Source organism: Algoriphagus ornithinivorans, assembly GCF_900115305.1.
Classification (GTDB): domain Bacteria; phylum Bacteroidota; class Bacteroidia; order Cytophagales; family Cyclobacteriaceae; genus Algoriphagus; species Algoriphagus ornithinivorans.
This window is the reverse complement of record NZ_FOVW01000007.1, coordinates 157451-183858: the sequence shown is the minus strand read 5'-3', so window position 1 is coordinate 183858 and position 26408 is coordinate 157451. Positions and strand designations below refer to the sequence as shown.

The window sequence follows — 26408 nt, the reverse complement described above, 5'->3', positions numbered from 1 at the left end:
TACAATTCTTCGATTAAAAATGCCCTTCAGGTTCAAATTTGGGAATATTTTCTCGGAAATAAAAAAAGCCTGACAATGCCAGGCTATTTGCGATAATATCGCTTTTTCTTTATTTAGATTTGATCTAAATAGATATTTTTATCCTTTTTCTTTATCAAAAAATTGAATTGGTCTGTTTATACTTTCTTCCAAAACAATTAAAGTTTCTGTTCTGTCAATGCCCTCTACCTTCTGAATTTTATCCAATACGAGTCTAAGGTGATTGGTGTCTCTGCAGATGATTTTTGCAAAAATTGAATAATTACCTGTCGTATAGTAAGCACTTACTACTTCGGAAATTGCCTTTAATTTTTCAATAACTGTATCGTATAGGGAGCTTTTTTCCAAATAAATGCCTAAAAATGCTGAGATGTCATAACCAAGTTTGGAGAAATCGATATTCAGAGTTGCGCTTTTAACAATGCCCATATCTTCCAATTTCTTCATTCTCACATGGACAGTCCCCGAAGACACAAATACCTTTTTGGCAATTTCGGTATAAGGTGTTTTGGCATCTTCGTTCAGCAAGGAGATAATCTTGAGGTCTATGTTATCGATATCTAAAATTTTATCCATTTTTTTTGATTGGATTTAGATGATTGTTAATGAAATCGCATGTAAATTAAAGATTGTTCAAAATATTGCAAAATTATTTTTTCAATTTGTAATTATATTCAAAATGCATTTACTTTGGAATCGAAATGAATGTCTTTCAGTTTATTTTGTTTTTAGAATAAAGGCAAAATTTTAAATTTGAAAAATGGAGAAAACTCCAAACATTCAGTTGAAAAAGAAAAACTTTTAATCTCTAAAGTTATATTTGGGTTTATATTCTGAAAAGGGTCTTGCTGCTGGCAAGACTTTTTTATTGGTTTTTTTAAAATTTAAAATACAATTTTTTGCATTTGATAAAATTTAAAGTGTATTTTTGTTACAAATACTTTGAATATGATGAATTCATTCAAAATAAAGACTCTTGGCCCTATCGCGACGGTAATGATTTTTCTAGCGGTTCAGCTTTCTGTTTCTGCTGCCGCGCAAATGAATGGGGACGAATCAAATGATGATAAACTTGAAAGTTCAATTGTTAGATATAATAGATTGAGCTTAAAGTCTGTTCCAAATAAATCTGTGAAGGCTGAGGAGATTACAATTTCCAAGGATTTGGAATTAAAGCCCTTGACTAACACAGAAGAAAGCATGGCTTCAAATTTAGATTCCCACTGGGCTTGGCCAGAATATACGCTAGACATGATTGATTCCTATTCACCTTTTCTTTTTAGAACAAAAAAGTCAAGAGACGTGGAGGAAGTGAAAGTCTTATTGATGGTGGATTCTAAAGGAAAACTTTCAGGCTATGAATTATTGACTGAGACTGATAAAGGCCTGCGAGAAAGAATTGATTATTTGGTGAGGCAGCTCCCAAAATGCAAGCCTGTTCCTGGGTTTGCGAATTATTCTCCAGAAACATTCGAACTGACAATTAGAAAATAGAAGCCGGAATTTTCCGGCTTTTTTTTGTAAACGGTGATACAGAGATGTATCACCTTTTTTACTTTTAGCCATTCTAAAAACCACCGAATCATGAAGAAAATAGCAAGCTTATCAAGTTTGATGTTACTTTCTGTGATGAGTTACGGCCAAATTGATACTTTTCAAAAAGCCAAAGTCTTTACTGAAAGTGATACCAGTGCCAAATTTCATACAGTATCGGGCGAGCGTCATGGCCCCTCTTTTTTTAAAAAACACAAATTCCCTGAAGTCGAATATGTGCCGGGAGAAAAGCTGACTTTTGACAAGTATCATACAGTCAATGTCATGTATCATTGGTATGAGAAATGGGCAGAACTCTATCCTGAAATTGTTGACCTATATATAATAGGAGAGTCATTTGAAGGAAGACCAATCTATCAGATGACGCTTACCAATAAAAAGACTGGAAAAGACACCGAAAAACCAGCAGCGTATTTCGAAGGAGGAAGACATTCAGGCGAAATCACTGCTAGCGAGTCTGTTCTTTGGTTGACTCAACATCTGTTGGAGAATTATGGCAAGGACAAAGAGATTACTCATCTGATTGACACCAAAGCCATCTACTTAAGACCTCAAAACAATCCGGATGGCTCCAATCTTTACTTATATACCGAGCAAAGAAACAGAAGTACGGTAAAACCCCACGATAATGATAGAGATGGACTAATAGATGAAGACCCTGAGGAGGATTTGGACGGCGATGGAATAATCTATCAAATGAGAAAAAAGGCAGTCACCGAGGAAGAAAAGAAAAAGGCCAATTATATCATAGATCCTGATCATCCATCTGGGAAATTGATGAAAAGAGTTTTCCCTGGCAAAGGTGATTATCTACTTTACACAGAAGGGATCGATAATGATGGGGATGGAGATTATAATGAAGACGGCGTAGGTGGTCTAGACCTTCATAGAAATTATCCTGAAAACTGGAGACCTGATATAGGTGGTGACTTGACGGGAAGAGGTTATACACAATATGGTGCTGGTGAGTATCCTTTGAGTGAGCCAGAAACTCGATCTACTGTCCTTTGGATGTTAAGTCATGCCAATATTTCTGTGGTCAATTCTATGGATACCAGAGTTCCCATGCACTTAAGACCGCCTTCAACTTCTAAAAGTGAAGAGCGAATGTATCCAGAAGATTTGGCTATATATAAAGAGATGGATGAACTGGGACTTTCATATACAGCTTATCCATGGGCCGGGGATGTGTATGAAACCTATTCTACCCGATATAAAGTCAATAGAATGACAGGTGATCCCCTAAAGCCTTCTCCACTATTTGGGCATGGACCTGATTTTGGCTACTTCTATTTTGGAAGTATTTGGTATGGTGATGAGTTGTGGAACAACGGAGCCATGAAGGATTATAATAATGATGGCATTTATGATGATTACGATGCCTTGGTTTGGGATGAAGAAGAAAATGGAGGGAAAGGCTTTAAGTCTTGGACACCATTTAATCACCCTGAGTTAGGCGAAGTTGAAATTGGAGGATTTCATCCGAAGTTTTTTGGACAAAACGGTCCGCCTTGGCAATTGGAAAATTGGGCCAAGAAACAGGCTTTATTTAATCTAGCTATGGCAAAAAGGCTTCCTGAGATCAAAATAGAAAAGCCAGTAATTAAAAAAATCAAAGATGGAGAATATGAGATTTTCCTCACTTGGGAAAATGTAGGGGGGCTTCCTGTAGCACTGGAGCAAGCCAAACTTGTAAAGATTGTTCAGGAAGACAGAGTATCCTTGGAATTTGCCAAAGCATTGACTGAAGGATACGAGAACGCGAAAGTTCAAATAACCAGTCCTGACTTGTATGACAAAACTATTTATGCGGGCTACACCGGAAAAGGTGAGAAGAAAACGATCAGCTTCAAAGTGAAAGTAAATAGTGCCGAAGAGGTAAAAGGAAAAATTAAGCTCTCTTCTACAAGAGGAGGGTTATTTGTACAGGAATTTACATTGAAATAATACATTCTAAACCAATCAATTATGCTGAGAAGAATAAGCGGAATACTGATGCTTTCTGTGATGTTGACCATTTCAGGTTTACAGGCACAGCAAAAGCGTTCCCTTACACATGATGATTATGATGGCTGGGAGAACCTGTCATCAGATCGAATTACAAAAAATGGAATTTGGGTAGGGTATATGATTTCTCCACAGGATGGAGATGGAAGATTAGAGATTTTACCTTTTAAAGATGTCAGTAAAAAGTTTGTGATCCCTAGAGCTCAGGGTTGGAACTTCACACCTGACGATACTTACGCGGTCGGAAAGATTGTTCCGCAAGAAGACTCAATTCGCGTTTTGAAGTTGAAAAAGACCAAAAAGGACGACATGCCTAAGGATAGTTTGTTCATCTATGAAATGAAAACTGGCAAACTGGAAAAAATGGCAGAGGTTAAGTCTTTTGCAATTCCTGAAAAAGGAGGAAGTTGGATTGCTATTCAATTTGAAAAGGAAAAGCCAGCGAAAAAAGATCCTGCTGATTCCACCGCAAAAGCAGAAAAGCCTAAGAAAACGGATGGTACTAAATTGTTGGTAAGATCCCTAGATGGATCCAAATCCTATGAATTCGCCAGAGTTAAATCTTATGGGTTCTCCAGAAATGGTGATTTCCTTCATTATGTATTAGCTGAAGAGGATACGTTGGATAATGCTGCAATTCATTTACTCAACCTAAGTTCGGGACAATCCACAGTCTTACATAAAGGGAATACAGCTTACGAGCGAGTGACTTTTTCTCCAAAATCCAGATATCTGGCATTTTTGAGTACAAATGATTCAGCCAAATCCAAAAAGCCATATTATAACCTGTATCTCACAACCACCTCTAATCCCAAGGTAGAGGAGGTTGCTACAAGAAATAGTCAGGGCATATTAGAAAATGGAAGAATCAGTAATGATGGCTCTATTCGGTTTTCTGAAAATGAAAACAGGTTGTTTTTCGGTGTAGCTGAAGACTATGTGGATTATGCTTACGAATCTGATACTACTATTTTGGATGATGAGAGAGTAAGCTTAGATATCTGGGGCTGGCAAGATGCTGAAATTCAGCCTATGCAATTGAGAAATAAGTCCAGAGAGGAAAAGCGGTCCTACACAGCTGCAATGGACCTAACTGATAGAAGCATTGCACAGTTAGAGGACAGGGAAGTCAACAATGTCATTCTCGAAAACAAAATAGAAAGAGATTTTGGAATAGCTTGGACTGATGCTCCATATAGAAGAGCTTATAGCTGGGATATTCAGATTGGAAGAGATTTATACTTGGTAGACTTTGAAAGCGGCGAAAGAACTTTGATCGAAAAAAATGCGCCGGGATACCCAAGCGTTTCACCTGAAGGAAATTATGTAACCTGGTATGCAAGTACCGATAGCGCCTGGGTTGCATACGATATTGTTGCCCAAAAGAAAATTAACCTAACTTCTGGAATTGAAAACGTCGTCTTTTATGAAGAATTGCATGATTCTCCCTCTCTTCCTGGTTCCTATGGCGTTGCAGGTTGGTTGGCTGGAGACGAAGCAATTTTGATCAATGATAGATATGATATCTGGAAAATTGATCCTAGAAATCCAAATGCTGCTGTTAATGTAACAGCCGGAGAAGGAAGAAAAAATAAAATCGAGTACAGAAGAATTACTTTGGATAGAGAAGAGAAAAGCATTGATCCAAAAGAAAAACTTTATCTGACAGCCTTCAATGAAATGTCAAAAGAAAGTGGCATAGCTGAAGGTTCAATGAATGGCTCTGCTCCTAAATCAATTCTGATGACTGCTCATAGATATTATGGATTGACGAAAGCTGAAGATTCAGATGAAATTCTGGTTCAGAGAAGTACCTATAAAGAATCTCCTGATTTGTACTTAGGTGATTTGAAGTTCAAAAATCTAAGAAAAGCTTCTAATCTTAATCCGCAACAAGCAAATGTTAAATGGGGTTCTGTGGAATTGGTAAGTTATCTGGCAAATGACGGAACACCACTTCAAGGACTTCTCTTTAAACCGGAATATTTTGATCCCAATAAGAAGTATCCTATGATGGTTTACTTCTATGAGAGAAATAGTGATGGTTTGCATAATTACAGAAGCCCTGCACCTTCAGCTTCAACGATTAATATTCCGTTTTTTGTCAGCAATGATTATTTGGTATTTGTTCCGGATATTAAATATGATCTGGGATTACCAGGACCAAGTGCCTACAACTGTATCATCCCGGGGGTCCAATCTATCGTTGCCAAAGGTTTTGTGGATGCCGATAATATGGCAATTCAAGGGCAAAGCTGGGGTGGATATCAAGTGGCGTATTTGATCACGCAAACCAATATGTTTAAAGCAGCTGGAGCTGGAGCTCCTGTGGTAAATATGACTTCTGCTTATGGGGGAATCAGATGGGGTACAGGAATGAGCCGTATGTTTCAATACGAGCAAACTCAATCTAGAATAGGAGGGACTCTTTGGGAGAAGCCACTTTATTATATAGAAAACTCACCTTTGTTTTTCATGGATAGAGTTAATACCCCAGTATTGATCATGCATAATGATGAAGACGGAGCAGTTCCGTGGTATCAAGGTATTGAGATGTTTATGGCCCTGAAGCGTTTAAACCAGCCAGCTTGGTTGCTTCAATACAATGGTGAAGATCATAACTTGCGTCAGCGAAAAAATAGAAAGGACTTGTCAATTAGACTCAGTCAATTCTTTGATCATTATTTGAAAGGCGCTCCGGCTCCGCTATGGATGACTGAAGGTCTTCCAGCGGTCGAGAAAGGAAGAACCTTAAAATATGAATTAGGTCAATAATTAAATAGCCCCGAATTTTCTGAAATTCGGGGCTAATTTTTTATACAGCAACTGGGGCTTTGATATGTGGATGGGGATCATAATTGACCAATTCAAAATCCTCGTATTTGAAACTGAAAATATCTTTTACCTCCGGATTAATTTTCATGGTAGGCAAAGGCCTACACTCTCTAGTTAGCTGCAGCTCAGTTTGTTCCAAATGATTTAAATACAAGTGAGCATCTCCGAAAGTGTGTACAAATTCACCCGGCTGAAGATCACAAACCTGAGCCACCATCATTGTAAATAGGGCATAGGACGCAATATTAAAAGGAACACCCAAAAACACATCAGCACTTCTTTGATACAGTTGACAGGATAATTTTCCTTCTGCTACATAAAACTGAAAAATCGTATGGCAAGGAGGAAGAGCCATGTGATCTACATCGGCAACATTCCAAGCGCTAACGATGTGGCGCCTGCTATCAGGTTTGGTTTTAATTTGATGGATCAAGTTCTTAATCTGGTCAATCTCGCCACCTTTACCGTCAGGCCAATGTCTCCATTGATATCCATATACAGGTCCAAGGTCTCCATTTTCATCTGCCCATTCATCCCAAATGGAAACACCATTTTCCTTCAGCCATTTGATATTGCTATCACCGTTCAAAAACCAGAGAAGTTCTATTATGATACTCCTCAAATGAAGTTTTTTGGTAGTCACAACCGGAAACCCATCTGACAAATCAAATCTCATCTGATGTCCAAAAATACTGATCGTTCCAGTACCTGTTCTGTCAGATTTTTTCACCCCCTCTTTTAATATTTTCCTCATCAGGTCATGATATTGCTCCATGGTTGTTTTGGTTTTTTTCTAGTCAACAAGATAATAGCTTCAGACAAATATCGGAATTGCTATCAAACAAAGAAGACACAATCTGATTATAATTGTGTGACATTTGGAGTCGGAGACATATTTAAACTGCTATTGGATGTTTACTAAATCAGGTGCTAATTTTTCATTTTCCATTGCAGTGATTTTTTGTCTGATCTTGGGTTTTCTTCAGCCAAAGCCGGTTTTTGATTATGATTTCGAACAGTTTTTTCCTCAAGATGATGAGAATTTAGCCTTTTACAGGGAGTATGAGGAGATTTTTGGCAGCGATAATGATTATCTGCTACTAGCTTTTGAAAATTCACATGGACGGATGTTTGATGCTTCTTTCTTATCGGAGCTAGATCAGTTTCAGGAATCTGTTACAAGTTTGGAAAAAGTGGATTCGGTCTTTTCGATTTTAACAGTTAAGGAACCTATTATTAGTCCATTTGGTGTTAGAGAACGTGCTGCCTTGTCTTGGGATTTGGAGAAAGATGAAGTAAACTTTCAAGGGGACGAGAAGAAATATCAAGGCAACCTTATTGCCAAGGATGGAGAAAGTCTCTTGGTTTTGATTAAAAATGAGGATAATCTTTCCAAAGAGGATGGAGACCTTCTTTATGGAGAGATTCAAGAATTGTGGAAGTCTCAAGACCTAGCCCCCAAGGCAGTGGCAGGCAAAATACAGACACAAGGTGATTTTGTGGATTTGATGCAAAATGAATTTGGTTTGTTTTTCGGGGCTTCTCTCATTTTGATGCTACTTATTTTAGTTTTGATTTTCCGGAGCTGGTGGGGAGTGGTGATACCGATTTTAGTATTGTTGGTTGGAGTACTTTGGGCTTTTGCATTGATTCTATTGATCGGGAAAAAATTGGCATTGATGTCTGTAATGCAGCCCACAATTTTTTTAATCGTAGGACTTAGTGCTTTAATCCATTTTTTCACACACCTTATCAAAGCTTTAAAAGTAACCCAGTCAAAAGATGAAGCCATTTCAAAGGTTTTTAAAGAGTTATGGGTTCCTGTGACATTGACAATTTTGACCACCTCTTTAGGGTTCTTTTCTCTTTATTTCACAAGTATTCCAGCGTTGAAGGACTTTGGGTTGACCACTGGTTTAGGGATTCTGATGATGTTTTTTTCAGTGAGTTTAATTACTCCATTTCTATTATATCGCTGGAAAAAGTTGAGTGTAAGTAGTGATTCTGAAAAAATAGCTCCTGATTTTTATCACAAGGCTCTCAGGCAAATATTTATAAAAAGCAAAGAGATTTTAGTTTTCTTTTTTTTCATCAGCATGTTATCTGTTTATCTAGGCAGTAAAATAGATATCAATGGATATCTTCTCGATAATCTACCTTCAGACCATCCTATCCAAAATGACTTTAATTTTTTTAATGAGCAATTTGGAGGGTCTAATCCTTTAGAAATTTATTTGAAATCAAGTAATGGATCTAAAAATCTTCTCGATTATGAGGCTTTGAAAGAAATAGATAAGCTAGAAATGAAATTGAAAAAGGAGTTTGGAGAGATCAGTGTATTATCTCCGGTAACCTTGGTGAAAACGCTAAATCAAGCACAAAATCAAGGTGATTATGCTGCCTTTGTTTTTCCCAGTCCAGGGCAATTTAGAAGGATGGAAAGGTTTTTAGGCAGGGTTTCGAAAAATCAAGGGTCTTTGGTTCTTTCCGAGGATCTGATGGAAGGTAGGATTTCAGCTAGAATTCCGGATTTAGGGAGCCTGCAAATGAGCCAAATAAGAGAGAAAGTAAGGGGATATATTGAAGAGGAGATAAACGGGGATGTTATTCAAGTAAGATGGACAGGTACTTCCTATTTAATTGATAAAGGACATGAGTCAGTTACCATTCAAATGGCTAGAGGACTTGGAGTAGCTTTCTTGTTGGTTGGTATAATTGCAGGATTTTTATTCAAGTCCTGGCGTATTTCTTTCATTCTGTTAATTCCAAATATTATTCCATTGCTTTGGATGTTAGGACTGATGTATTTTTTGGGAGTAGAGTTTAAACTAACAACGGCTATCCTATTTACAGTGGCATTTGGTATTGCTGTTGATGATAGTATACACTTTATGACCCGGTTGAAAATGGAATTGAGTAATGGTAAAAATCTATTATATGCACTCAAGAGGACTTTTTTGGAAACAGGAAAGGCTATAGTCCTTACTACTCTTATTTTGGTTTCAGGTTTTGCAGTCTTGATTTTTAGCAGGTTTGGTGTGACTCATTACACGGGGTTATTGATTTCTTCTGCCCTGGTCTTTGCCTTGTTAGCGGACCTTATTTTGCTGCCCGTGATCCTTCTTCCTATGAAAAAGGTCTGGGAAAAGAAGAATGGGCAGGATTAATCTGAGATATCCTTTTCCAAAATAAAGGTTGCAGAGACTGGATAGTGATCTGAATAATCTACCTCTCTATGAGTATCAAAATCTACAGCCTTGAGTTCTTTGGAGCTAAAAATGTGATCAATTCTCAAGAAGAATAATACCTTATTGTAGGTAAAACCAAACCCCCTGCCGGCACTTTCAAAGGCATTGTTTAATATTTTATTTAGCCTAAAATAAGTGTTTGAATAAGGAACTTCATTGAAATCCCCCATCAAAATGACTGGGTGAGGGCTATTCAGAATATGTTCTTCCAAAACATTTAACTGCTTATTTCTGGCCAAACTGCCTCTATTAAGTTTACCCAAAGTTTGACGGTAATTCTCTCTTACACCATCTATGTTATCCAATGCTTCAGAATTTATTTTCATCGATTCCAGATGACAATTATAAATTCTTAGGGTGTCCGAATTATATAGGATATCGGCAAATACGGCTCCATTGGTTCTGTTATTGTCGAATACTTTTCCCTCATTAATGATTGGGTATTTGGAAAAAATAGCTAAGCCGTAGGATCTTTTTTGCGGGTTTCCTTCTATAATCTGATAAGATATTTCCATCCCCGAATCTTTTCCCAATAGCTGAACAGCATTTCTTGAGGGAGTAGTGTAATCCTGATAAAACTCCTGAAAAACTTTGACCTGTGCGGGATGATCCTGAAGCCATGCAAAAACATTTGGGTCAAATTCTCCTCCGCTTCGTCTTTTGTAATCAAAAAGATGCGCATTGTAGGTGAGTACATGAAGGCCTTCAGACTCTTTATTTTGGTCATTTAACTGAAAAGTAATTTCAGCAAACCTATATCCAATTAATAAAGCGCTAAGAGGAACAAATGATAATTTTCTCCATGAAAGCGCAAGAATTATGAATAAAAAAAGATTGAAAAGCCAAGCAACAGGAATGAAAAAAGGAAGTAATCCAACGTAGGGAAAGTTTTCAGGCGAAATATAAACACTGCCAAAAACTAGGAGGGTCAAAATAAATGTAAGCCAGGTAATAAATTTCATTCGCTGATGCTCAGGTGATTGTAGCTTGTAGTATTGATTTTTTGTTTTGCTTTAAACCTTTCAAGCCTATCGTTGCGTAAAGAAGCAAAAGAGAAGCCTAAAAACGAAGCTACTGAAGAATAAGTATTTTCTTGGAAAAGAAATTATCAGAATAGTACGGGCAGGGATTTTGCAGGTTCGTTATTATGCATTTATTTCGAAATAAAATTTCCACTATATGACAACTTTCAAAAGGTTATGGGTAATTGCCATGTTTGCAGGCATCCTAATTTCTTGTTCATCCAAAACAGAGAGTGATTCAAATTCTTCTGATCTTGGTTCCAGTGTAGAAGAATCGTCTGAGGAATCCTCCAGACCAAGTCCATTGGAGGTAAAAGATGGAGAAATAGCAGGAAAAGCATTCAAGGTTTATTATGGCTCCCCTGCTGTAAAAGGAAGGGAGATTTGGGGAGATTTGGTTCCTTACAATGTGGTATGGAGAACTGGTGCCAATGAGGCTACTTATGTTGAATTGAGTCAAGATATGACTGTAGAAGGTAAAAGCTTACCTGCTGGGAAATATTCTCTTTTTACTATTCCTAAAGAATCAGGAAAATGGACTGTGATTTTTAATTCCGAATGGGATCTTGAACATGGGCATTTTCAGTACGATGAAAAAAATGATGTGCTTCGGGTGGAGGTTACTCCAGTTTGGGGAGAAAGTCTACAGGAAAGGCTGTCTATTGATATTGAAAATCCTGGTTTAGTAATAAGATGGGAAAAGCTACAACTCCCGATAATTGTTCAATAAATCAATTAGTTTAAATGAAAAGGTTCTGGAATTTATTTCAGGACCTTTTTTTATGGGTAATTACCTAGGCTTTTGAAGAAAAATTCAAAGTTTAATTTAAATTCGCTCATCATCAAGAAAAGCCCGAATGAAATACTTCAGTTTTATTTTTGTTCTTCTAATTACTCTTGCTTTAGGGTATTTTGCTTCTGTTCCAATTGGTCCTGCTCCACCGATGGGGCCCTTGATGGATCCTAACCACGGATTTTGGCAAAACATGTACAGTGAGGATGAAATAGCTGAGGATGAGATAGCTATTCCTGGCCTTCAGGGGACTGTTTCAGTCACATATGATGAGAATCTAATACCCCATATTTTTGCTCAAAATGAAGAGGACTTATATCGTGTTCAAGGATACGTGACTGCTCAGCATAGATTGTGGCAGATGGAATTTCAAACCATGGCTGCAGCTGGGAGAATTTCGGAAATTGTTGGCCCTGTTGCATTGGAACTTGATAGAATGACCCGGAGGAAAGGCTTGGCTTACGGAGCAGAATTAGGACTAGCCTATTTGAAAGAAAAAGACCCCGAAACTTTAAAGCTTGTAGAGGCATATGCAGAAGGAGTAAATGCTTACATAGATCAAATTTCTTCCGCGCAATTACCTGTCGAATATAAAATTTTGAACTACAGACCTGAAAAGTGGTCCGGATACAAATCCCTTCTTCTCTTAAAATATATGTCCGATATGTTAGTGGGAGACCGTGATTTGGAATATTCAAACCTGCGCAAAATTCTTGGAGAAGAATTATTGAATAAGCTTTTTCCTGAGTTTCCTGTAGACAATGATCCAGTCATAGAGGCAGATAAAGTGTGGGATTTTGAACCTATTCAAGTTTCCAAACCCGATAGTCTTAACTTCCCAAATGATGAATTGGTGATTGATCCGCTTCCACAGCCGGAAGAAGGAACAGGTTCTAACAACTGGGCAGTTTCAGGCAAAAAAACTAAGAACGGCTATCCAATTCTTGCAAATGATCCGCATTTAAGTCTCAACCTGCCATCACTTTGGTACAGCATGCAATTAAGCACTCCCGGACATTTAGTTAAAGGAGCTACGTTGCCCGGAGCCTTGGGGGTGATTTCTGGCTTTAATGAAAATATAGCCTGGGGTGTGACAAATGCCACTAAAGATGCCAGGGATTGGTATAAAATTACTTTTAAGGATGAAACTAGGGGTTCTTATAAATATGGGGAATCTTGGCGCGACTCAGAGTTTCGGATTGAAGAGATTCAAATAAAAGGTCAGGAAAGTTATATAGATACGGTCGTTTACACTCATTATGGCCCTGTGGTGTATGATAAGACTTTTAAATCAGAAAGGCAGGATATTAATTTTGCATTGAAATGGACAGTGCATGAAGGTTCCAATGAGCAAAAAACCTTTCTGATGATGAATAAAGCCAAGAATCATGCGGATTATAATGCGGCCTTGGATAATTATACTGCCCCTGCACAGAATTTTGTTTTTGCCTCCAAATCGGGAGATATAGCAATGAGGATTCAGGGAAAGTTTGCAGTAAAGTGGAAAGAGCAAGGCAAGTTTTTCATGGATGGCTCGGATCCACGAATGGAATGGAAGGAATACATTCCGAATGCACATAATCCAAGTACACTTAATCCCGAAAGAGGTTTTGTTTCATCTGCTAACCAACACCCAGTAGACCCTTCCTACCCATATTATGTCTTTGACAATAGTTACGAGCATTATAGAAATAGGAGGCTTAATAACAGGTTAAGGGAAATGGAAAATATCACAGTTGATGATATGAAGGCCCTACAATTTGATGATTATTATCTACATGCTGCAGAGGCTCTTCCTGTAATGATCAATTTATTAGGTTCCTATTTACCTAATGATGAATCCGCAAAAAAATATATGCAAGAGCTGAAATCTTGGGATTTTTATGCAGATCCAAATCAAAAAGGGCCAACGCTATTTTCTTCATGGTGGTCTAAAACTTATAGTGAGATTTGGAAAGAGTGGGCTGAGTTTGGAGTTCCTGTTGTAAGGCCCTCTAATTATCAGACAGTCAAATTATTGAAAGAAGAGCCGGCTTCCCAAATTTTTGACTGGGGGAATTCAGCCAGTGTAGAAACTGCCTCTGATCATGTTAAGAAAGGGTTTGAGTTGATGGTGGAGGAGATGAAAAAATGGGAGGAAGATGAAGGAGATTATGCCTGGGCAAATTTCAAGCGTACTAAAATTCAACATCTTGTACCTCAATTCAATTCGTTTTCTGTAGAAAATGTATACACAGGCGGAGGTTCTGGTATTTTGAATGCAACAGGAAGCCGTCACGGAGCAAGCTGGAGAATGGTTGTGGAATTAGGTCCTGAAATCCAAGCTTTTGGAATCTACCCTGGAGGGCAGTCAGGGAATCCTGGTAGTAAGTTTTACGCTAATTTTATTTCAAAATGGGCCAATGGAGAATATTTAAATTTCAATTTGAGAAAACCTGACGATTCAGATGCCTCATTATTTATTACCACATTTGTATCTAAGCCATGAAATTCTTCGGATTCTTAATTTTAACAATTTTAATAGTAGTTTTTGCAAATCCCTTTATCCCTTATTGGGGAGTCATGGTGGCATTGGCATTATTAGCTATTTTATTAAACCCAGGAAATGCTATTGCATTTTGGGGTGGAGGTCTTGGAATGGGTTTATCCTGGTTGGGATTGAGTCTGTATCTTTCGATACAAACTGGAAGTCCACTTCCTGAGAAAATTGCTTCAATTTTCGGGGTAGGATCAGGAACTATATTAATTGGTTTTACTGGATTTTTAGGTTTTCTTTTTGGCGCATTTTCTTCTTTAACTGGAAGTTTATTTCGAAAAATAACTAAAAAACGTCCTGATAATTTGTATAGGGGTGGATAAGCTATATGCCTTATTATTGGGTTTTTAACCTGAAAAATAAGGTTTTAAATTTTTACAGTTCGTTCTAATGAGTACCTTTGTTACTCATTTTGATAATGATTTTTTATGCTTGAATCTTTAATAACATCCAAGACTCGTCTGAGGCTTCTGGTTAAGTTTTTTGTGAATGACCGAAATCAAAGTCATTTAAGAGGATTGGCTGATGAATTCGGCGAATCTACGAATGCTATTCGTAAGGAATTGAATAACCTTACTCAGGCAGGCATCCTTTTGAAGCATTCTGACAAAAATAAGATTTCCTACCACGCAAATACAAAGCATCCTTTCTTTACGAATATCAGGGACATTATCAGAAAATATCTCGGGCTTGACATGCTTTTGGAACAGATTCTGGAAAGAATGGGGGAAGTTGGTCAGGTCGTGCTTGTTGGAGATGTTTCCAGGGGAATAGATTCAGGAAAAATCGATGTGTTGATTACAGGAGATAATTTGAATCAGGATTACATCCAGGGTCTAAAGAAAAGAATTGAAAAAATGATTGACCGAAAAGTAGTTTTTACGCTTAAAAATGAGCGTCATGAAGGCTATGGATTGGTTTTGTTTGATAATAAAATAGGGGTTTAACTCCGAGAGATTAACAAAAAAAGTAAAATAATAGCTAGGCACAAATTGTGACTGAAAGGGCGAAGCTGTGCCAATCTTAGAAAAATTTGCATATTTATTCTTTCCTAAATTCTTCAACTTGAAAAACATACTGATTTCTAAGCTAATCGAAAACTGGAAGGTTTGTTGTCTTTTCATCTTTTCTATGATGTTGAGTATACTTTTACAGGCTCAAAGCCTGTCAGATATTCAAAATCTTAAAGTGGATAATCTGTCAGATGCTCAATTAGAGCAACTTATCAAAAGGGCTGAAGCAAATGGATTGACTACAAACCAATTGGTAGCCTTGGCGAGAGAGAAGGGTATGCCTGCGTCTGAGGCTAATAAATTAGGTCAAAGAATCACTGATTTGAGGATGTCCGGTCAGACTAACAGTACTTCTGGAAAAATGGAGGGAGGAAGGAATCTGATGGACCAAGAGATAGACCTTTTTGACTCTTTGAGGAAATCAGATCCATATTATGATCTTACTCCAACTCAAAAAAAGATATTCGGATTTAAGTTGTTTCATAATAGGCAATTAAATTTTAGTCCTAGTTTAAATCTACCAACTCCACTTTCATACATAGTTGGTTCTGGAGATCAATTATTAATTGATGTCTATGGAGCAAGTCAGCAGTCCTATGATTTGACAGTTACTCCTGAGGGAAGAATTTTCGTTCCTAATGTTGGGCCCGTTCAGGTTGGCGGGGCTTCAATTGAGGCAGCAACAGGCAGGATAAAGAATAGTCTAGGGAGAATTTATTCCGGTCTCAATGGAGCAAATCCTAACACGTTTTTGCAAGTTCGGTTAGGGAATATTCGATCCATTAAAGTATCCATGGTAGGAGAATTGACAAAACCAGGAACTTATACTTTGCCTTCCTTTGCTACTGTTTTTAATGCCCTGTATGCTGCGGGAGGCCCTAATGAAAATGGAGCATTTAGAAATATTCAAGTATATAGGAATTCGAAGTTAGTGGCTGCTGTCGATATTTATGAGTTTTTATCTAAAGGAGACCAGAGTGCAAATATTTTGCTTCAAGATAATGATGTGATTATAGTACCGCCTTTACAGGCAAGAGTTGAGATCACGGGCCCAGTAAGAAGAGAAGGTCTTTTTGAAGTAAAGCCAAATGAAGCCTTAATGGATTTGTTTGTTTACACGGGAGGCTTCACAGCCCAAGCCTATAAAGACAGGGTCACTGTCAGAAGAATAGAAAATAATCAGAGAAAAGTTTTAGATGTTTCTGAAACTGACTTCAATACTTTTACTCCCAAAGATGGGGATGAAATTTTAGTTGGTGAAGCCTTAGACAGATTTTCTAATAGGGTTCAGGTAACTGGAAGTGTAAATAGACCCGGAGAATTTGCTCTCGGTGAGTCGGGTTTAACAATCAAGCAGTTAATTGAAAAGGCAGAAGGTTTAAGACCTGAAGCTTTTACGAATCGAGCTACATTGTACAGAACCAGCGATGATCTGACTTTAGCGGCGGTCCCATTGAACTTAAAAGGAATTATAGAAGGAACAGCTGAGGATATAATACTTAAGAACGAAGATCTATTATTCGTCCCAAGTAGATATGATATTCAGGAAGAGTATTATGTGAAAATTTCAGGGGAGGTTAATCTACCAGGAACATACCCATATGCATCATCTATGACAGTGGGAGACCTTATTCTTCGTGCTGGTGGATTACTGGAGTCAGCTACCAATTCCTCCATAGAAATTGCAAGGAGAGTTCGGGATCAACAAAGCGGCAAAATCGCTGAAATAACTAACCTGACTATAGATCCCAACTTACAACTTTCGGCAGAGGAAGCAAACATGCCTTTGAGTCCATTTGATCATGTGTTTATCCGTAGAAGTCCAGGTTTCGAAAAGGAGCAGTTAGTAACTGTTAGAGGTGAAGTGAGATATCCAGGTGAATTTGTCATTTCCTCATCAAATGAACGAATTTCTGATGTAATCAAAAGAGCAGGTGGACTTTCAAATTTTGCTTATCCAAAAGGAGCGAATTTAATTAGAAGAACTATTTATTATGAAGAAAAGTCTGAGGAGGAAATAAGGGAGCAAAGACTCAAGGAAATTCGGGACAATTTAGACCCAAAACTTAATAGAAACACAAACGAGGCTGAGCAGATATTATTCGAAAGGATTGAAAAGAAGCTTGTTCAGATTGATGAGGAAAAGAAAAAAGTGAGAAGTCAACTTTTTAAAGTTTCGGTTCCTACTGATAGTATTTCAATTGATTCTGCTCTAAATGCCTCTAGGTACAAGCAACAAGATCTAGTGGGTATAGATTTAGAGTATATTATGCAACACCCTGGATCAGAAGCAGATTTGATTTTGTATGAAGGCGATATTCTTCAGATTCCTAAACAATTACAGACTGTCAGAATGGTTGGAGAAGTATTACTCCCAACTACTACACGTTTTATTGGTGGGAAATCCTTAAAAGATTATATTTCAAAGGCTGGAGGGTTTACGGAAAACGCAAGAAAAACAAAGGCGTATGTCATATATGCCAACGGAGATGCCGCTCAAACCAGAAGCTTTTTAGGTTTGAAAAACTACCCTTCAATTGAGCCGGGAGCAGAAATTGTGGTGCCACGAAAACCAATTAAAGAAAGGATGAGTGCAGCAAGTTGGATAGGAATCGCTTCAAGTCTTGCTACTCTGGGGATCCTTGTAGAGAGATTAATTAACTAACTAATAATAAATTATTATATGAAGATTGCAGTAGTGGGTACTGGCTACGTAGGCCTAGTATCTGGAGCTTGTTTTGCTGACGTAGGTATAGAAGTAACCTGCGTGGATATTGATCAAAAGAAAATTGAGAAATTAAAGAATGGCATCATGCCCATCTACGAGCCAGGTCTAGAGGAAATTGTGGTCAGAAATTATAAAAGTGGCAGATTACATTTCAGCACTGATTTGGGAGAGGCGATTCAGGGTGCTGAAGTTGCTTTCATAGCTGTTGGAACCCCCCCAGGTGAAGATGGATCTGCTGATCTGAAATATGTCTTGGCAGTTTCAGATGAAATCGGTCAGAAAATGAGTGATTATATCGTAGTGGCTACCAAAAGTACAGTACCAGTTACAACAGGAGAAAAGGTAAGGGCTACGCTTCAGGCAGCTTTGGATAAAAGAGGTTCAGATCTTCCATTTGCTGTTGCCTCTAATCCTGAGTTCTTAAAAGAAGGTGCTGCAGTAGAGGATTTTTTAAGACCAGATAGAATTGTGATTGGAGTGGATGATGAGCGGGCTGAAAAGATCATGCAGCGTTTGTATAAGCCATTCCAACTGAGTGGAGAGCGTATTATTTACATGGATATTCCATCTGCGGAAATGACCAAATATGCTGCCAATGCTATGCTTGCAACCAAGATTTCATTTATGAATGATATTGCCAACTTATGTGAGTTGGTGGGAGCTAATGCCAATATGGTTCGTAAGGGAATTGGATCAGACCCAAGAATTGGTAATAAATTTATTTATCCTGGAGTAGGATATGGAGGTTCTTGTTTTCCAAAAGACGTCAAAGCTATCATTAGAACAGCCAAAGAATATGGCTATAATTTGAGAGTTCTTCAATCTGTGGAAGATGTGAATGATGATCAAAAGTATGTGCTTTCGAAAAAAGTAAAAGCTCATTTTGGAGAGGACCTTTCTGGAATGACCTTCGCGATGTGGGGATTAAGCTTCAAGCCTAATACCGATGATATGCGTGAATCTCCCGCGGCTGTGATAATTGATGAGCTTCGTGCTGCTGGTGCCACAGTGAAAGCCTATGATCCTAAAGCTATGGAAGAGGCGAAAGAGCATTACATTTTCGATAAAGTAACTTATTGCAAAGATGCCTATGATGCTTTGGTTGATGCTGATGCGTTGCTGCTGGTAACAGAATGGTCAGAATTCAGAATACCAAGCTGGGAAGTCGTAGGTAAGTTGTTGAAAAATAAAGTCGTATTTGATGGAAGAAATATTTACGATAAAAAATACTTAGCGTCATTAGGATTTACTCACTATGGTATTGGTTTTAAATAAATATTTCGAAATCTCCCCAAAACTAGATTGGGGAGATTTTAATTTTAAGTAAATATGATTATTGCAGGAGCAGGAGGACACGGCTTAGAAGTATATGGAGTGCTAATTTCCCAAGGTATTCCAGTCTCAGAAATCATTTTCTACGATGAAGATAGCGCAAAAACAATAATCCATTCCTCGCGGTCTAAAATACTGAATACTGAAGATGATTTGAAAAAGGCATTGGAAACGAATCCTAATTTTTGTTTGGGAGTAGGATCCCCGGCTTTTAGGGAATATTTTTTTAAAAAATTTGAATCATTTGGGGGTGAATATTACGCGTTAAAAGGTGCAAATAGTGTTTTAATGGGGTCTGGTCAAGACTTTGATTTGATGCCATTTGGCTTCATAGGCCCAGAGACGGAAATTGGAAAAGGCGTCTTGATTAATTCGCGCGCTAATGTGCATCATCAATGTGTAGTAGGTGAATTCTCGGAGTTGGGACCAGGATCGATAATATTAGGGGGTGCCAAAGTAGGTAAGCACTGCAGGATAGGAGCAGGAGCCATATTGTTGCCTGGAATAGAACTCGGGGATGAAGTGATAGTTGGAGCTGGAGCGGTGGTAACCAAGAATTTTAGGAATAAATCTATTTTGAAAGGCGTGCCCGCATCTAATCAATAGGCTTTATTTATTTATTGAAATGTCTAAAATTAAATCCTTAATCAAAAAATATCTGATTCATTTCAGCTACTTCTACCATCATCTAGGGTATAGGATTTTTATTGCCTTTTTGATCAGTTTCACTGTAGGGCTTTTAGATGGTCTTGGGTTAGCAATGTTCTTACCATTACTACAAATGGTTGACGGAAGTTCTGATATCAACCCCGAAACACTAGGTGGGATGAGCTTTTTGATAGAGTCTATAGAGCTTTTAGGTTTTGAGTTAAATCTTTATTTAGTGCTTGGGATGCTTCTCACTCTTTTTGTGTTAAAAGGGGTTATGAAGTTTATGGAGTCATATTATAACGTACTAACTCAGCAGTATTTTATTCGAAAATTACGTTTTGATAGCTTGAGCGGCTTATCGGATTTTGACTTCAAATCGTTTGTTTTAGCTGATTCTGGTCGAATTCAAAATACTTTAAGTGCCGAGGTAGGAAGAGTTTCCAATGCTTATGCTTTTTACTTTGCTTCAGTTCAATCCGCAACCTTAGTTTTTGTATACTTAATCCTTGCCTTTTTTACAGATCCTCAGTTTGCATTGTTAGTCGCATTAGGAGGTGGAGCAACCAATCTCCTGTATAACCGAGTGTATAAAAAAACGAAGGAGACTTCGAAGAAAATCACTTCAGGCGGACATACCTTTCAAGGGATGCTAATCCAGAAAGTAGCTTTTTATAAATATTTAAAGGCAACAGGTTTTATCAAAACATACGAGTTGAGGTTACGTGAGGCAGTAGATTATATCGTAAATAGTAATAAGAAAATAGGCTTTTATAATGCTTTACTTGTGGCAGCAAGAGAGCCTATGGTTATTTTTGTGGTAGTAGTTGTGATCATTGTTCAGGTAAATGTTTTTTCCCAACAATTAGGTGTCATTATTTTGAGTTTGTTATTTTTCTATAGGTCTTTGAATTCTTTGGTAATGATGCAGACACAATGGAATGGCTTTTTGAACTTGTCGGGTTCATTGGAAAATATGACTGCTTTCATGAAAGAACTCCAGTCGCAAAAAGAATCAAACGGAGTGGTACCGTTTGAGAAGTTTGAAGATTCAATTTGCTTAGACAATGTTGGCTTTTCTTATGGTAGTAAGCTGGTTTTGTTTGAAATTGATTTAACAATAAGTAAAAATAAAGCCTATGCATTTGTTGGTGAAAGTGGAAGTGGAAAATCAACTTTGGTCAATTTGATTGCGGGATTGATGCCTGTTTCAACTGGATCAATTACTATAGATGGTGTAGACCTTGAAGAGGTTGAGAAATTAAGTTTTAAGAAGAGAATAGGATATATTACTCAGGAACCTGTAATTTTTTCGGATACAATATTTAACAACGTAACTCAATGGTCTGAGCCAACTCCTGAAAATCAAAAAAGGTTTTGGAAAGCGTTGGAACAGGCAGCAATTGCTGATTTTGTTCTATCACTTCCTGAAAAAGAAAACGCCAATTTGGGTTCGGCCGGTATCCTGATCAGTGGTGGACAAAAACAGCGCCTTTCGATCGCAAGAGAACTTTTCAAGGACATCGATATTCTCATCATGGATGAAGCAACTTCAGCTCTGGATTCTGAAACAGAGAAAATAATTCAGGAAAATATTGAAAAATTAAAAGGTAGATACACGCTCCTTATTGTAGCACATAGACTATCTACCATAAAGAGTGCGGATGAAGTAATCTTATTAAATCATGGACAAATTGAAAATAGGGGCGCTTTTTCCGATTTGATAAAGAGGTCTGATTCTTTCCAAAAAATGGTCCAATTACAGGAGATATAAATTAAATGCTAGCAGGAAAATCTATATTAATTACAGGGGGTACTGGCTCTCTAGGCAAAGCACTTACTGAGCATATTCTAAAGAAATATCCTGATGTAAGAAAGTTGATTATTTTTTCTAGGGATGAACAAAAACAGTTTCAAATGTCTTTAGAATATCCTCATGAGGATTATCGACAGATTCGATTTTTTATAGGAGATGTTCGAGACAAGGACCGGCTAAAAAGGGCTCTGAAAGATGTGGATTACGTGATTCATGCTGCTGCTATGAAACATGTTCACATCGCTGAATATAATCCAGAGGAATGTGTAAAAACTAATATTGACGGTGCAAGGAATGTGATAGATGCTTGCTTGGATACAAATGTGGAGCGTGTGGTAGCTCTATCTACCGACAAAGCTTGTGCTCCTATTAATCTTTATGGAGCTACAAAATTGGCCTCTGATAAGCTTTTCGTAGCTGCTAATAACATCAAGGGTTGGAATCCTATTCGATTTAGTGTCGTAAGGTATGGTAATGTAATGGGTTCCAATGGATCTGTTATTCCTTTTTTTCTAAGTAAAAAGAAAGAAGGAGTACTTCCAATTACAGATCCAAAGATGACGCGGTTTAATATTTCTCTGCAGGGTGGAGTGGAAATGGTCATGCATGCTTTAGAACATGCTTGGGGAGGTGAAATTTTCGTTCCTAAAATTCCTTCCTATAGAATAACAGATGTGGCCGAGGCAATAGGTCCAGAGTGTGAACAGCGAATAATCGGAATTCGACCTGGGGAAAAAGTACATGAGGAAATGATAACACCCTCTGACTCATTTTATACTTATGATCTGGGTAAATATTTCACTATTCTACCGACTACTCCGAAATGGAAAGTGAATGACTTTATTCAGCAATTTGGAGCAAAGAAAGTTCCTGAAGGATTTGCTTATAACTCAGAAACCAACTCAGACTGGGAAAGTGTCCAAAGCTTAAGAGCATTAATTAAGCAACATGTAGATCCAAATTTCGGCATTCAATGAATAAAATTCCATACGGAAGGCAACACATCACAGAGGATGATATTCAGGCGGTAGTTGACACTCTGAGATCCGACTACCTTACTCAAGGTCCAAGAATCGCTGAATTTGAGCAAGCTTTTGCAGACTATGTAGGTGCAAAGTATGCAGTAGCTGTTTCAAATGGTACAGCTGCCTTACACCTGAATGCTATCGCTTTGAATGTCAAGCCAGGAGATAAGGTGATTACTACCCCTATTACCTTTGTGGCTTCTGCCAACTGCGTTCGGTACTGCGGGGGAGAAGTGATATTTGGGGATATCCATCCTGAGACTTACCTACTTGATATTAAGCATGTGAGAAAAATTCTTGAGGCTGATGTTCAACGGGAAATTAAAGGAATAATTCCTGTAAATTTTGCAGGAAGAGTAGTTGATATGCAAGTATTTCGGCAATTAGCTGATGAATTTGGTTGTTGGATTATTGAGGATGCCTGTCACTCACCTGGAGGCTTTTTTTTGGATAGTAATCAAAATCAAGTAATGTCAGGGTCTGGTCAATATGCAGATTTAGCTATTTTTTCTTTTCATCCGGTCAAGCATATCGCAGCAGGGGAAGGAGGAATGATTACAACCAATAATGAAGAGCTTTATCAAAAAATCTTAAACCTAAGGACCCATGGTATCCAACAAGATCCTTCAAATCGAATATACGATGACTCTCTGTGGTACTACGAAATGCATGAGTTGGGATATAATTACAGGCTTACTGATATGCAAGCAGCGCTCGGAAAGAGTCAACTTTCTAGGGCAGATGAGGGGTTAAGTCGAAGGAGAGAACTAGCTAATCGATATTTTGATTTTTTTAAGAATAAACCTTATGTTACGGGACAGTCAGGGGTGATAGAAGGGCATGCATATCATCTATATGTCCTTGAGGTAAAACAGCGTAAGGAACTTCATAAGTATTTAAGAGATTTAGAGATTTTTGCTCAAATACACTACATCCCGGCACATCTCATGCCATATTATAGGCAGTTTGGCTGGAAGGAAGGAGACTTGCCAAATGCTGAAAAGTACTACAGTCATTGCATTAGTATTCCGATGTTTCCCTCACTCTCGGATGAAGAACAACGATTTGTGATGGATAAAATTGATGATTTTTATAATGGGTGATCTTTGTATCATTCCAGCTAGAGGAGGAAGCAAGCGGATTCCCAGAAAAAACATCCGTGAATTTCTAGGAAAACCAATCATAGCATACAGTATCCAGACCGCGTTAGATTCAGGATTGTTTGATGAGGTAATGGTGTCTACCGATGATTTGGAGATTGCCAAAGTTGCGGAAGGTTTTGGGGCGACTGTTCCTTTCATTCGATCCGAAAAAAACGCAGATGATCATTCCACCACTTCAAATGTTATTGAAGAGGTTCTATTAGAATACCGTAGACAAAGGCGAAGTTTTATTAGAGCATGTTGCCTTTATCCTACAGCGCCATTTGTTACAAGTTCTTTATTAGAAAAAGGGAAAAGCATGTTAATAGATTCAGCAGCTGATGCTGTATTCCCTGTAGTTAAGTTTGATTATCCGATTTGGAGAGGGCTAAGAAAAGATAGTTTAAGCAAAGTTGAAATGGTTTGGAAGGAACATCTGAACAGTAGGTCCCAAGATTTGGAAAATGTATACCACGATGCGGGTCAATGGTATTGGCTTGATATTGAGAGGTTTTTGCTGAATAAAAAGCTTTTTACAGACAATACAAGAGCTATTGAGCTATCAACTCTGGAAGTCCAAGATATTGATACCATCCATGACTGGAATTTGGCTGAACTGAAATATGGCTACCTACAAAGTATTAAATAAGCAGATTTTTTCAGCTGGAAATTATTCCCTTGTTCCCATACGAATGGATGACAGGTATGCTGTCATGAAATGGCGAAATGAACAGATATACCATCTCCGTCAGGATAGACCTTTAACAGAAGCAGATCAGAATTACTATTTTGAAAATGTAGTCTCCAAACTATTCAATGAGGAAAGACCTTGTCAAATTCTATTTTCCTATTTAGAGGGAGAAAAATGTATAGGTTATGGTGGTCTAGTTCATATCAATTGGGTAGATAAAAATGCTGAGATTTCTTTTATTATGGATACTGCCTTGGAAAAGAACCTCTTCTTTTTCCATTGGAAAACTTATTTGGGTTTGATTGAAAAAGTGGCATTTGATGAAATATTTCTGCATAAAATTTTTACTTACGCCTTTGATTTAAGGCCTAAGTTGTATGAAGCATTAGAGGGAAGAGGATATATAAGAGAAGCAAGGTTGAAAGAGCACTGTTTTTTTGAAGGAGAATTTATTGATGTGCTGATTCATTCAAAAACTAGTGAAAGCCTTTATTTACGGAATGCTGAGATGGAGGATGTGGATCTCACATATACTTGGGCCAACGATCCTTTTACTAGGAAGTATTCATTCAATCCGGAATTTATTCCTCTGGTGGACCATCAGAATTGGTTTGCAGGAAAGATAAATGATCAGAACTGCATCTACCAGTTATTTGAAATAGGGGGCAAACCTGTAGGTTCCATAAGGCTTGATATTGATGGTCAAGAAGGCCTCATCAGTTATCTAATTGCACCGGAGCACACAGGTAAGGGATATGGAAAAAAAATGCTTGAACTGGCAGTTCAAAACTTAGAAAATAGAAGGCCTGAAATAAAGATGCTTAAAGGTTTAGTGAAAAATAATAATATAGCATCTGTAAAGATTTTTGAAAAATTGGGATTTGGAAGGAGAATCCTTAATAATGGTGTTATTGAATATTCATTGAAGATTAACCATGCAGATAGGAAATTTCAAAATAGATAAAACGTCTCCCGTTTTTATAATTGCTGAGCTTTCTGCAAATCATAATGGAAGCTTGGATACCGCTATAGAAACAATAAGAGCAGCAAAAAGGGCTGGTGCAGATGCTATTAAGCTACAGACTTACACAGCAGATACGATTACCTTAAATTGTGACAAAGAAGATTTTATAATCAAAGGAACAATCTGGGAAGGGAAAAACCTGCATCAATTGTATCAGGAAGCCCACACCCCTTGGGAATGGCATGACCCCCTTTTCAATGCAGCAAAAGAAGAGGGGCTAATCTGTTTTAGTTCCCCTTTTGATAAAACAGCGGTAGATTTTCTGGAAGACCTAAATGTACCAGCTTATAAAATTGCATCATTCGAGATCACGGATATTCCCTTGATAGAATATGTGGCTTCTAAAAGAAAGCCGATTATTATTTCTACAGGAATAGCTACCCAAGAAGATATTGAACTGGCCCTCGATGCATGTTATAGAATGGATAATAGGGAAGCTGCATTACTGAAATGTACTTCTAGTTATCCAGCCCCTATTAATGAAGCCAATATGATAATGGTAAAAGATATGGCTGAAAGGTTTGGAGTAGTAACTGGACTTTCTGATCATACTTTGGGGACTACTGTTCCTGTTGTAGCCACTTGTTTTGGTGCTAAAATCATTGAAAAACACTTAATTCTCGATAGATCAATTGGAGGGCCTGACGCCTCATTTTCATTAAATGAGGAAGAGTTTTCAATGATGGTCAAGGCAGTTAGAGAAGCGGAATCAGCGATAGGTCAAATTGATTATCACTTGACAAAAAAACAAGAAGAAGGAAGAAGTTTCTCTAGATCCCTTTATGTAGTGAAGGATATAAAAGAAGGAGATCTTATCACGGATCAAAATGTTAAAAGCATTAGGCCTGGATTTGGATTACACCCTAAGTTCTATTCCCAAATTCTAGGTCAAAAAGCCACTAGATCCTATTCTAGAGGAGATCGTTTTACTCTTTAAAAATTGTTTTAGGTTTAC

General features: G+C 37.8%; 20 protein-coding genes. 17 read left to right on the top strand and 3 right to left on the bottom strand.

Translation table 11 applies throughout. The features are described from left to right. Positions 1 to 138: 138 nt before the first annotated feature. Positions 139 to 615 (bottom strand): Lrp/AsnC ligand binding domain-containing protein, encoded by a 477-nt coding sequence (locus BM073_RS12380; RefSeq protein WP_091654549.1) that lies wholly within the window; start codon positions 613 to 615, stop codon positions 139 to 141. A 372-nt stretch (positions 616 to 987) separates the two neighbouring features. Here BM073_RS12380 and BM073_RS12375 point away from each other — a divergent pair, with 372 nt between their 5' ends. From BM073_RS12375 to BM073_RS12365, 3 genes are all read left to right on the top strand, one after another. Next, positions 988 to 1533 carry a hypothetical protein gene (locus BM073_RS12375; protein ID WP_091654548.1) on the top strand — a complete coding sequence of 182 codons (546 nt, stop codon included), beginning with the start codon at positions 988 to 990 and terminating at the stop codon, positions 1531 to 1533. Positions 1534 to 1623: 90 nt separating this feature from the next. Then, the gene (locus BM073_RS12370; protein ID WP_091654547.1) at positions 1624 to 3540 is read left to right on the top strand and encodes a M14 family metallopeptidase; all 1917 of its coding nucleotides are present in this window, start codon (positions 1624 to 1626) and stop codon (positions 3538 to 3540) included. A 21-nt stretch (positions 3541 to 3561) separates the two neighbouring features. Then, complete coding sequence (locus BM073_RS12365; protein ID WP_091654546.1) at positions 3562 to 6375, top strand: alpha/beta hydrolase family protein; 2814 nt, start codon at positions 3562 to 3564, stop codon at positions 6373 to 6375. 40 nt (positions 6376 to 6415) lie between these two features. Here the strand turns inward: BM073_RS12365 and BM073_RS12360 are convergent, their stop codons facing one another. Then, a complete protein-coding gene (locus BM073_RS12360) occupies positions 6416 to 7210 on the bottom strand; it encodes a thymidylate synthase (protein ID WP_091654545.1) in 795 nt (264 codons plus the stop codon). 136 nt (positions 7211 to 7346) lie between these two features. Here BM073_RS12360 and BM073_RS12355 point away from each other — a divergent pair, with 136 nt between their 5' ends. Beyond that, positions 7347 to 9602, top strand: coding sequence for an efflux RND transporter permease subunit (locus BM073_RS12355; RefSeq protein ID WP_091654544.1), 2256 nt, complete (start codon positions 7347 to 7349; stop codon positions 9600 to 9602). Here the strand turns inward: BM073_RS12355 and BM073_RS12350 are convergent. After that, a complete protein-coding gene (locus BM073_RS12350) occupies positions 9599 to 10645 on the bottom strand; it encodes an endonuclease/exonuclease/phosphatase family protein (protein ID WP_091654543.1) in 1047 nt (348 codons plus the stop codon). The genes BM073_RS12355 and BM073_RS12350 overlap by 4 nt on opposite strands. Positions 10646 to 10862: 217 nt before the next feature. On the opposite strand from BM073_RS12350, the gene BM073_RS12345 reads away from it, so the two are divergent. From BM073_RS12345 to pseI, 13 genes are all read left to right on the top strand, one after another. Then, the gene (locus tag BM073_RS12345; protein ID WP_091654542.1) at positions 10863 to 11435 is read left to right on the top strand and encodes a DUF2911 domain-containing protein; all 573 of its coding nucleotides are present in this window, start codon (positions 10863 to 10865) and stop codon (positions 11433 to 11435) included. 127 nt (positions 11436 to 11562) lie between these two features. Beyond that, positions 11563 to 13986 (top strand): penicillin acylase family protein, encoded by a 2424-nt coding sequence (locus BM073_RS12340; protein WP_091654541.1) that lies wholly within the window; start codon positions 11563 to 11565, stop codon positions 13984 to 13986. Then, positions 13983 to 14357 carry a hypothetical protein gene (locus BM073_RS12335; RefSeq protein ID WP_091654540.1) on the top strand — a complete coding sequence of 125 codons (375 nt, stop codon included), beginning with the start codon at positions 13983 to 13985 and terminating at the stop codon, positions 14355 to 14357. The genes BM073_RS12340 and BM073_RS12335 overlap by 4 nt, the downstream gene beginning before the upstream one ends. A 105-nt stretch (positions 14358 to 14462) precedes the next feature. Next, positions 14463 to 14981 carry a transcriptional regulator gene (locus BM073_RS12330; protein ID WP_091654539.1) on the top strand — a complete coding sequence of 173 codons (519 nt, stop codon included), beginning with the start codon at positions 14463 to 14465 and terminating at the stop codon, positions 14979 to 14981. Between the two features lie 184 nt (positions 14982 to 15165). Next, positions 15166 to 17712, top strand: a complete 2547-nt coding sequence (locus tag BM073_RS12325) for an SLBB domain-containing protein (protein WP_091654538.1) — start codon at positions 15166 to 15168, stop codon at positions 17710 to 17712. 18 nt (positions 17713 to 17730) lie between these two features. Then, positions 17731 to 19050 carry a UDP-glucose dehydrogenase family protein gene (locus BM073_RS12320; RefSeq protein ID WP_091654537.1) on the top strand — a complete coding sequence of 440 codons (1320 nt, stop codon included), beginning with the start codon at positions 17731 to 17733 and terminating at the stop codon, positions 19048 to 19050. A gap of 54 nt (positions 19051 to 19104) precedes the next feature. Beyond that, a complete protein-coding gene (locus BM073_RS12315; protein WP_091654536.1) occupies positions 19105 to 19713 on the top strand; it encodes an acetyltransferase in 609 nt (202 codons plus the stop codon). A gap of 19 nt (positions 19714 to 19732) precedes the next feature. Beyond that, positions 19733 to 21529 (top strand): ABC transporter ATP-binding protein, encoded by a 1797-nt coding sequence (locus BM073_RS12310; protein WP_091654535.1) that lies wholly within the window; start codon positions 19733 to 19735, stop codon positions 21527 to 21529. Positions 21530 to 21534: 5 nt separating this feature from the next. Continuing rightward, the gene (pseB, locus tag BM073_RS12305) at positions 21535 to 22548 is read left to right on the top strand and encodes a UDP-N-acetylglucosamine 4,6-dehydratase (inverting) (RefSeq protein WP_091654534.1); all 1014 of its coding nucleotides are present in this window, start codon (positions 21535 to 21537) and stop codon (positions 22546 to 22548) included. Beyond that, entirely contained in the window at positions 22545 to 23699 is a 1155-nt protein-coding gene (pseC, locus tag BM073_RS12300; RefSeq protein WP_091654533.1) for a UDP-4-amino-4,6-dideoxy-N-acetyl-beta-L-altrosamine transaminase, read from the top strand. Before pseB ends, pseC begins: the two co-directional genes overlap by 4 nt. Beyond that, positions 23680 to 24387: a pseudaminic acid cytidylyltransferase gene (pseF, locus tag BM073_RS12295; RefSeq protein ID WP_245756415.1), complete on the top strand. Its 708-nt coding sequence runs from the start codon at positions 23680 to 23682 to the stop codon at positions 24385 to 24387. Before pseC ends, pseF begins: the two co-directional genes overlap by 20 nt. After that, complete coding sequence (locus BM073_RS12290) at positions 24362 to 25393, top strand: GNAT family N-acetyltransferase (RefSeq protein ID WP_091654532.1); 1032 nt, start codon at positions 24362 to 24364, stop codon at positions 25391 to 25393. Before pseF ends, BM073_RS12290 begins: the two co-directional genes overlap by 26 nt. Further along, positions 25365 to 26390 (top strand): pseudaminic acid synthase, encoded by a 1026-nt coding sequence (gene pseI, locus BM073_RS12285; protein ID WP_091654531.1) that lies wholly within the window; start codon positions 25365 to 25367, stop codon positions 26388 to 26390. Before BM073_RS12290 ends, pseI begins: the two co-directional genes overlap by 29 nt. Positions 26391 to 26408 lie beyond the last annotated feature (18 nt).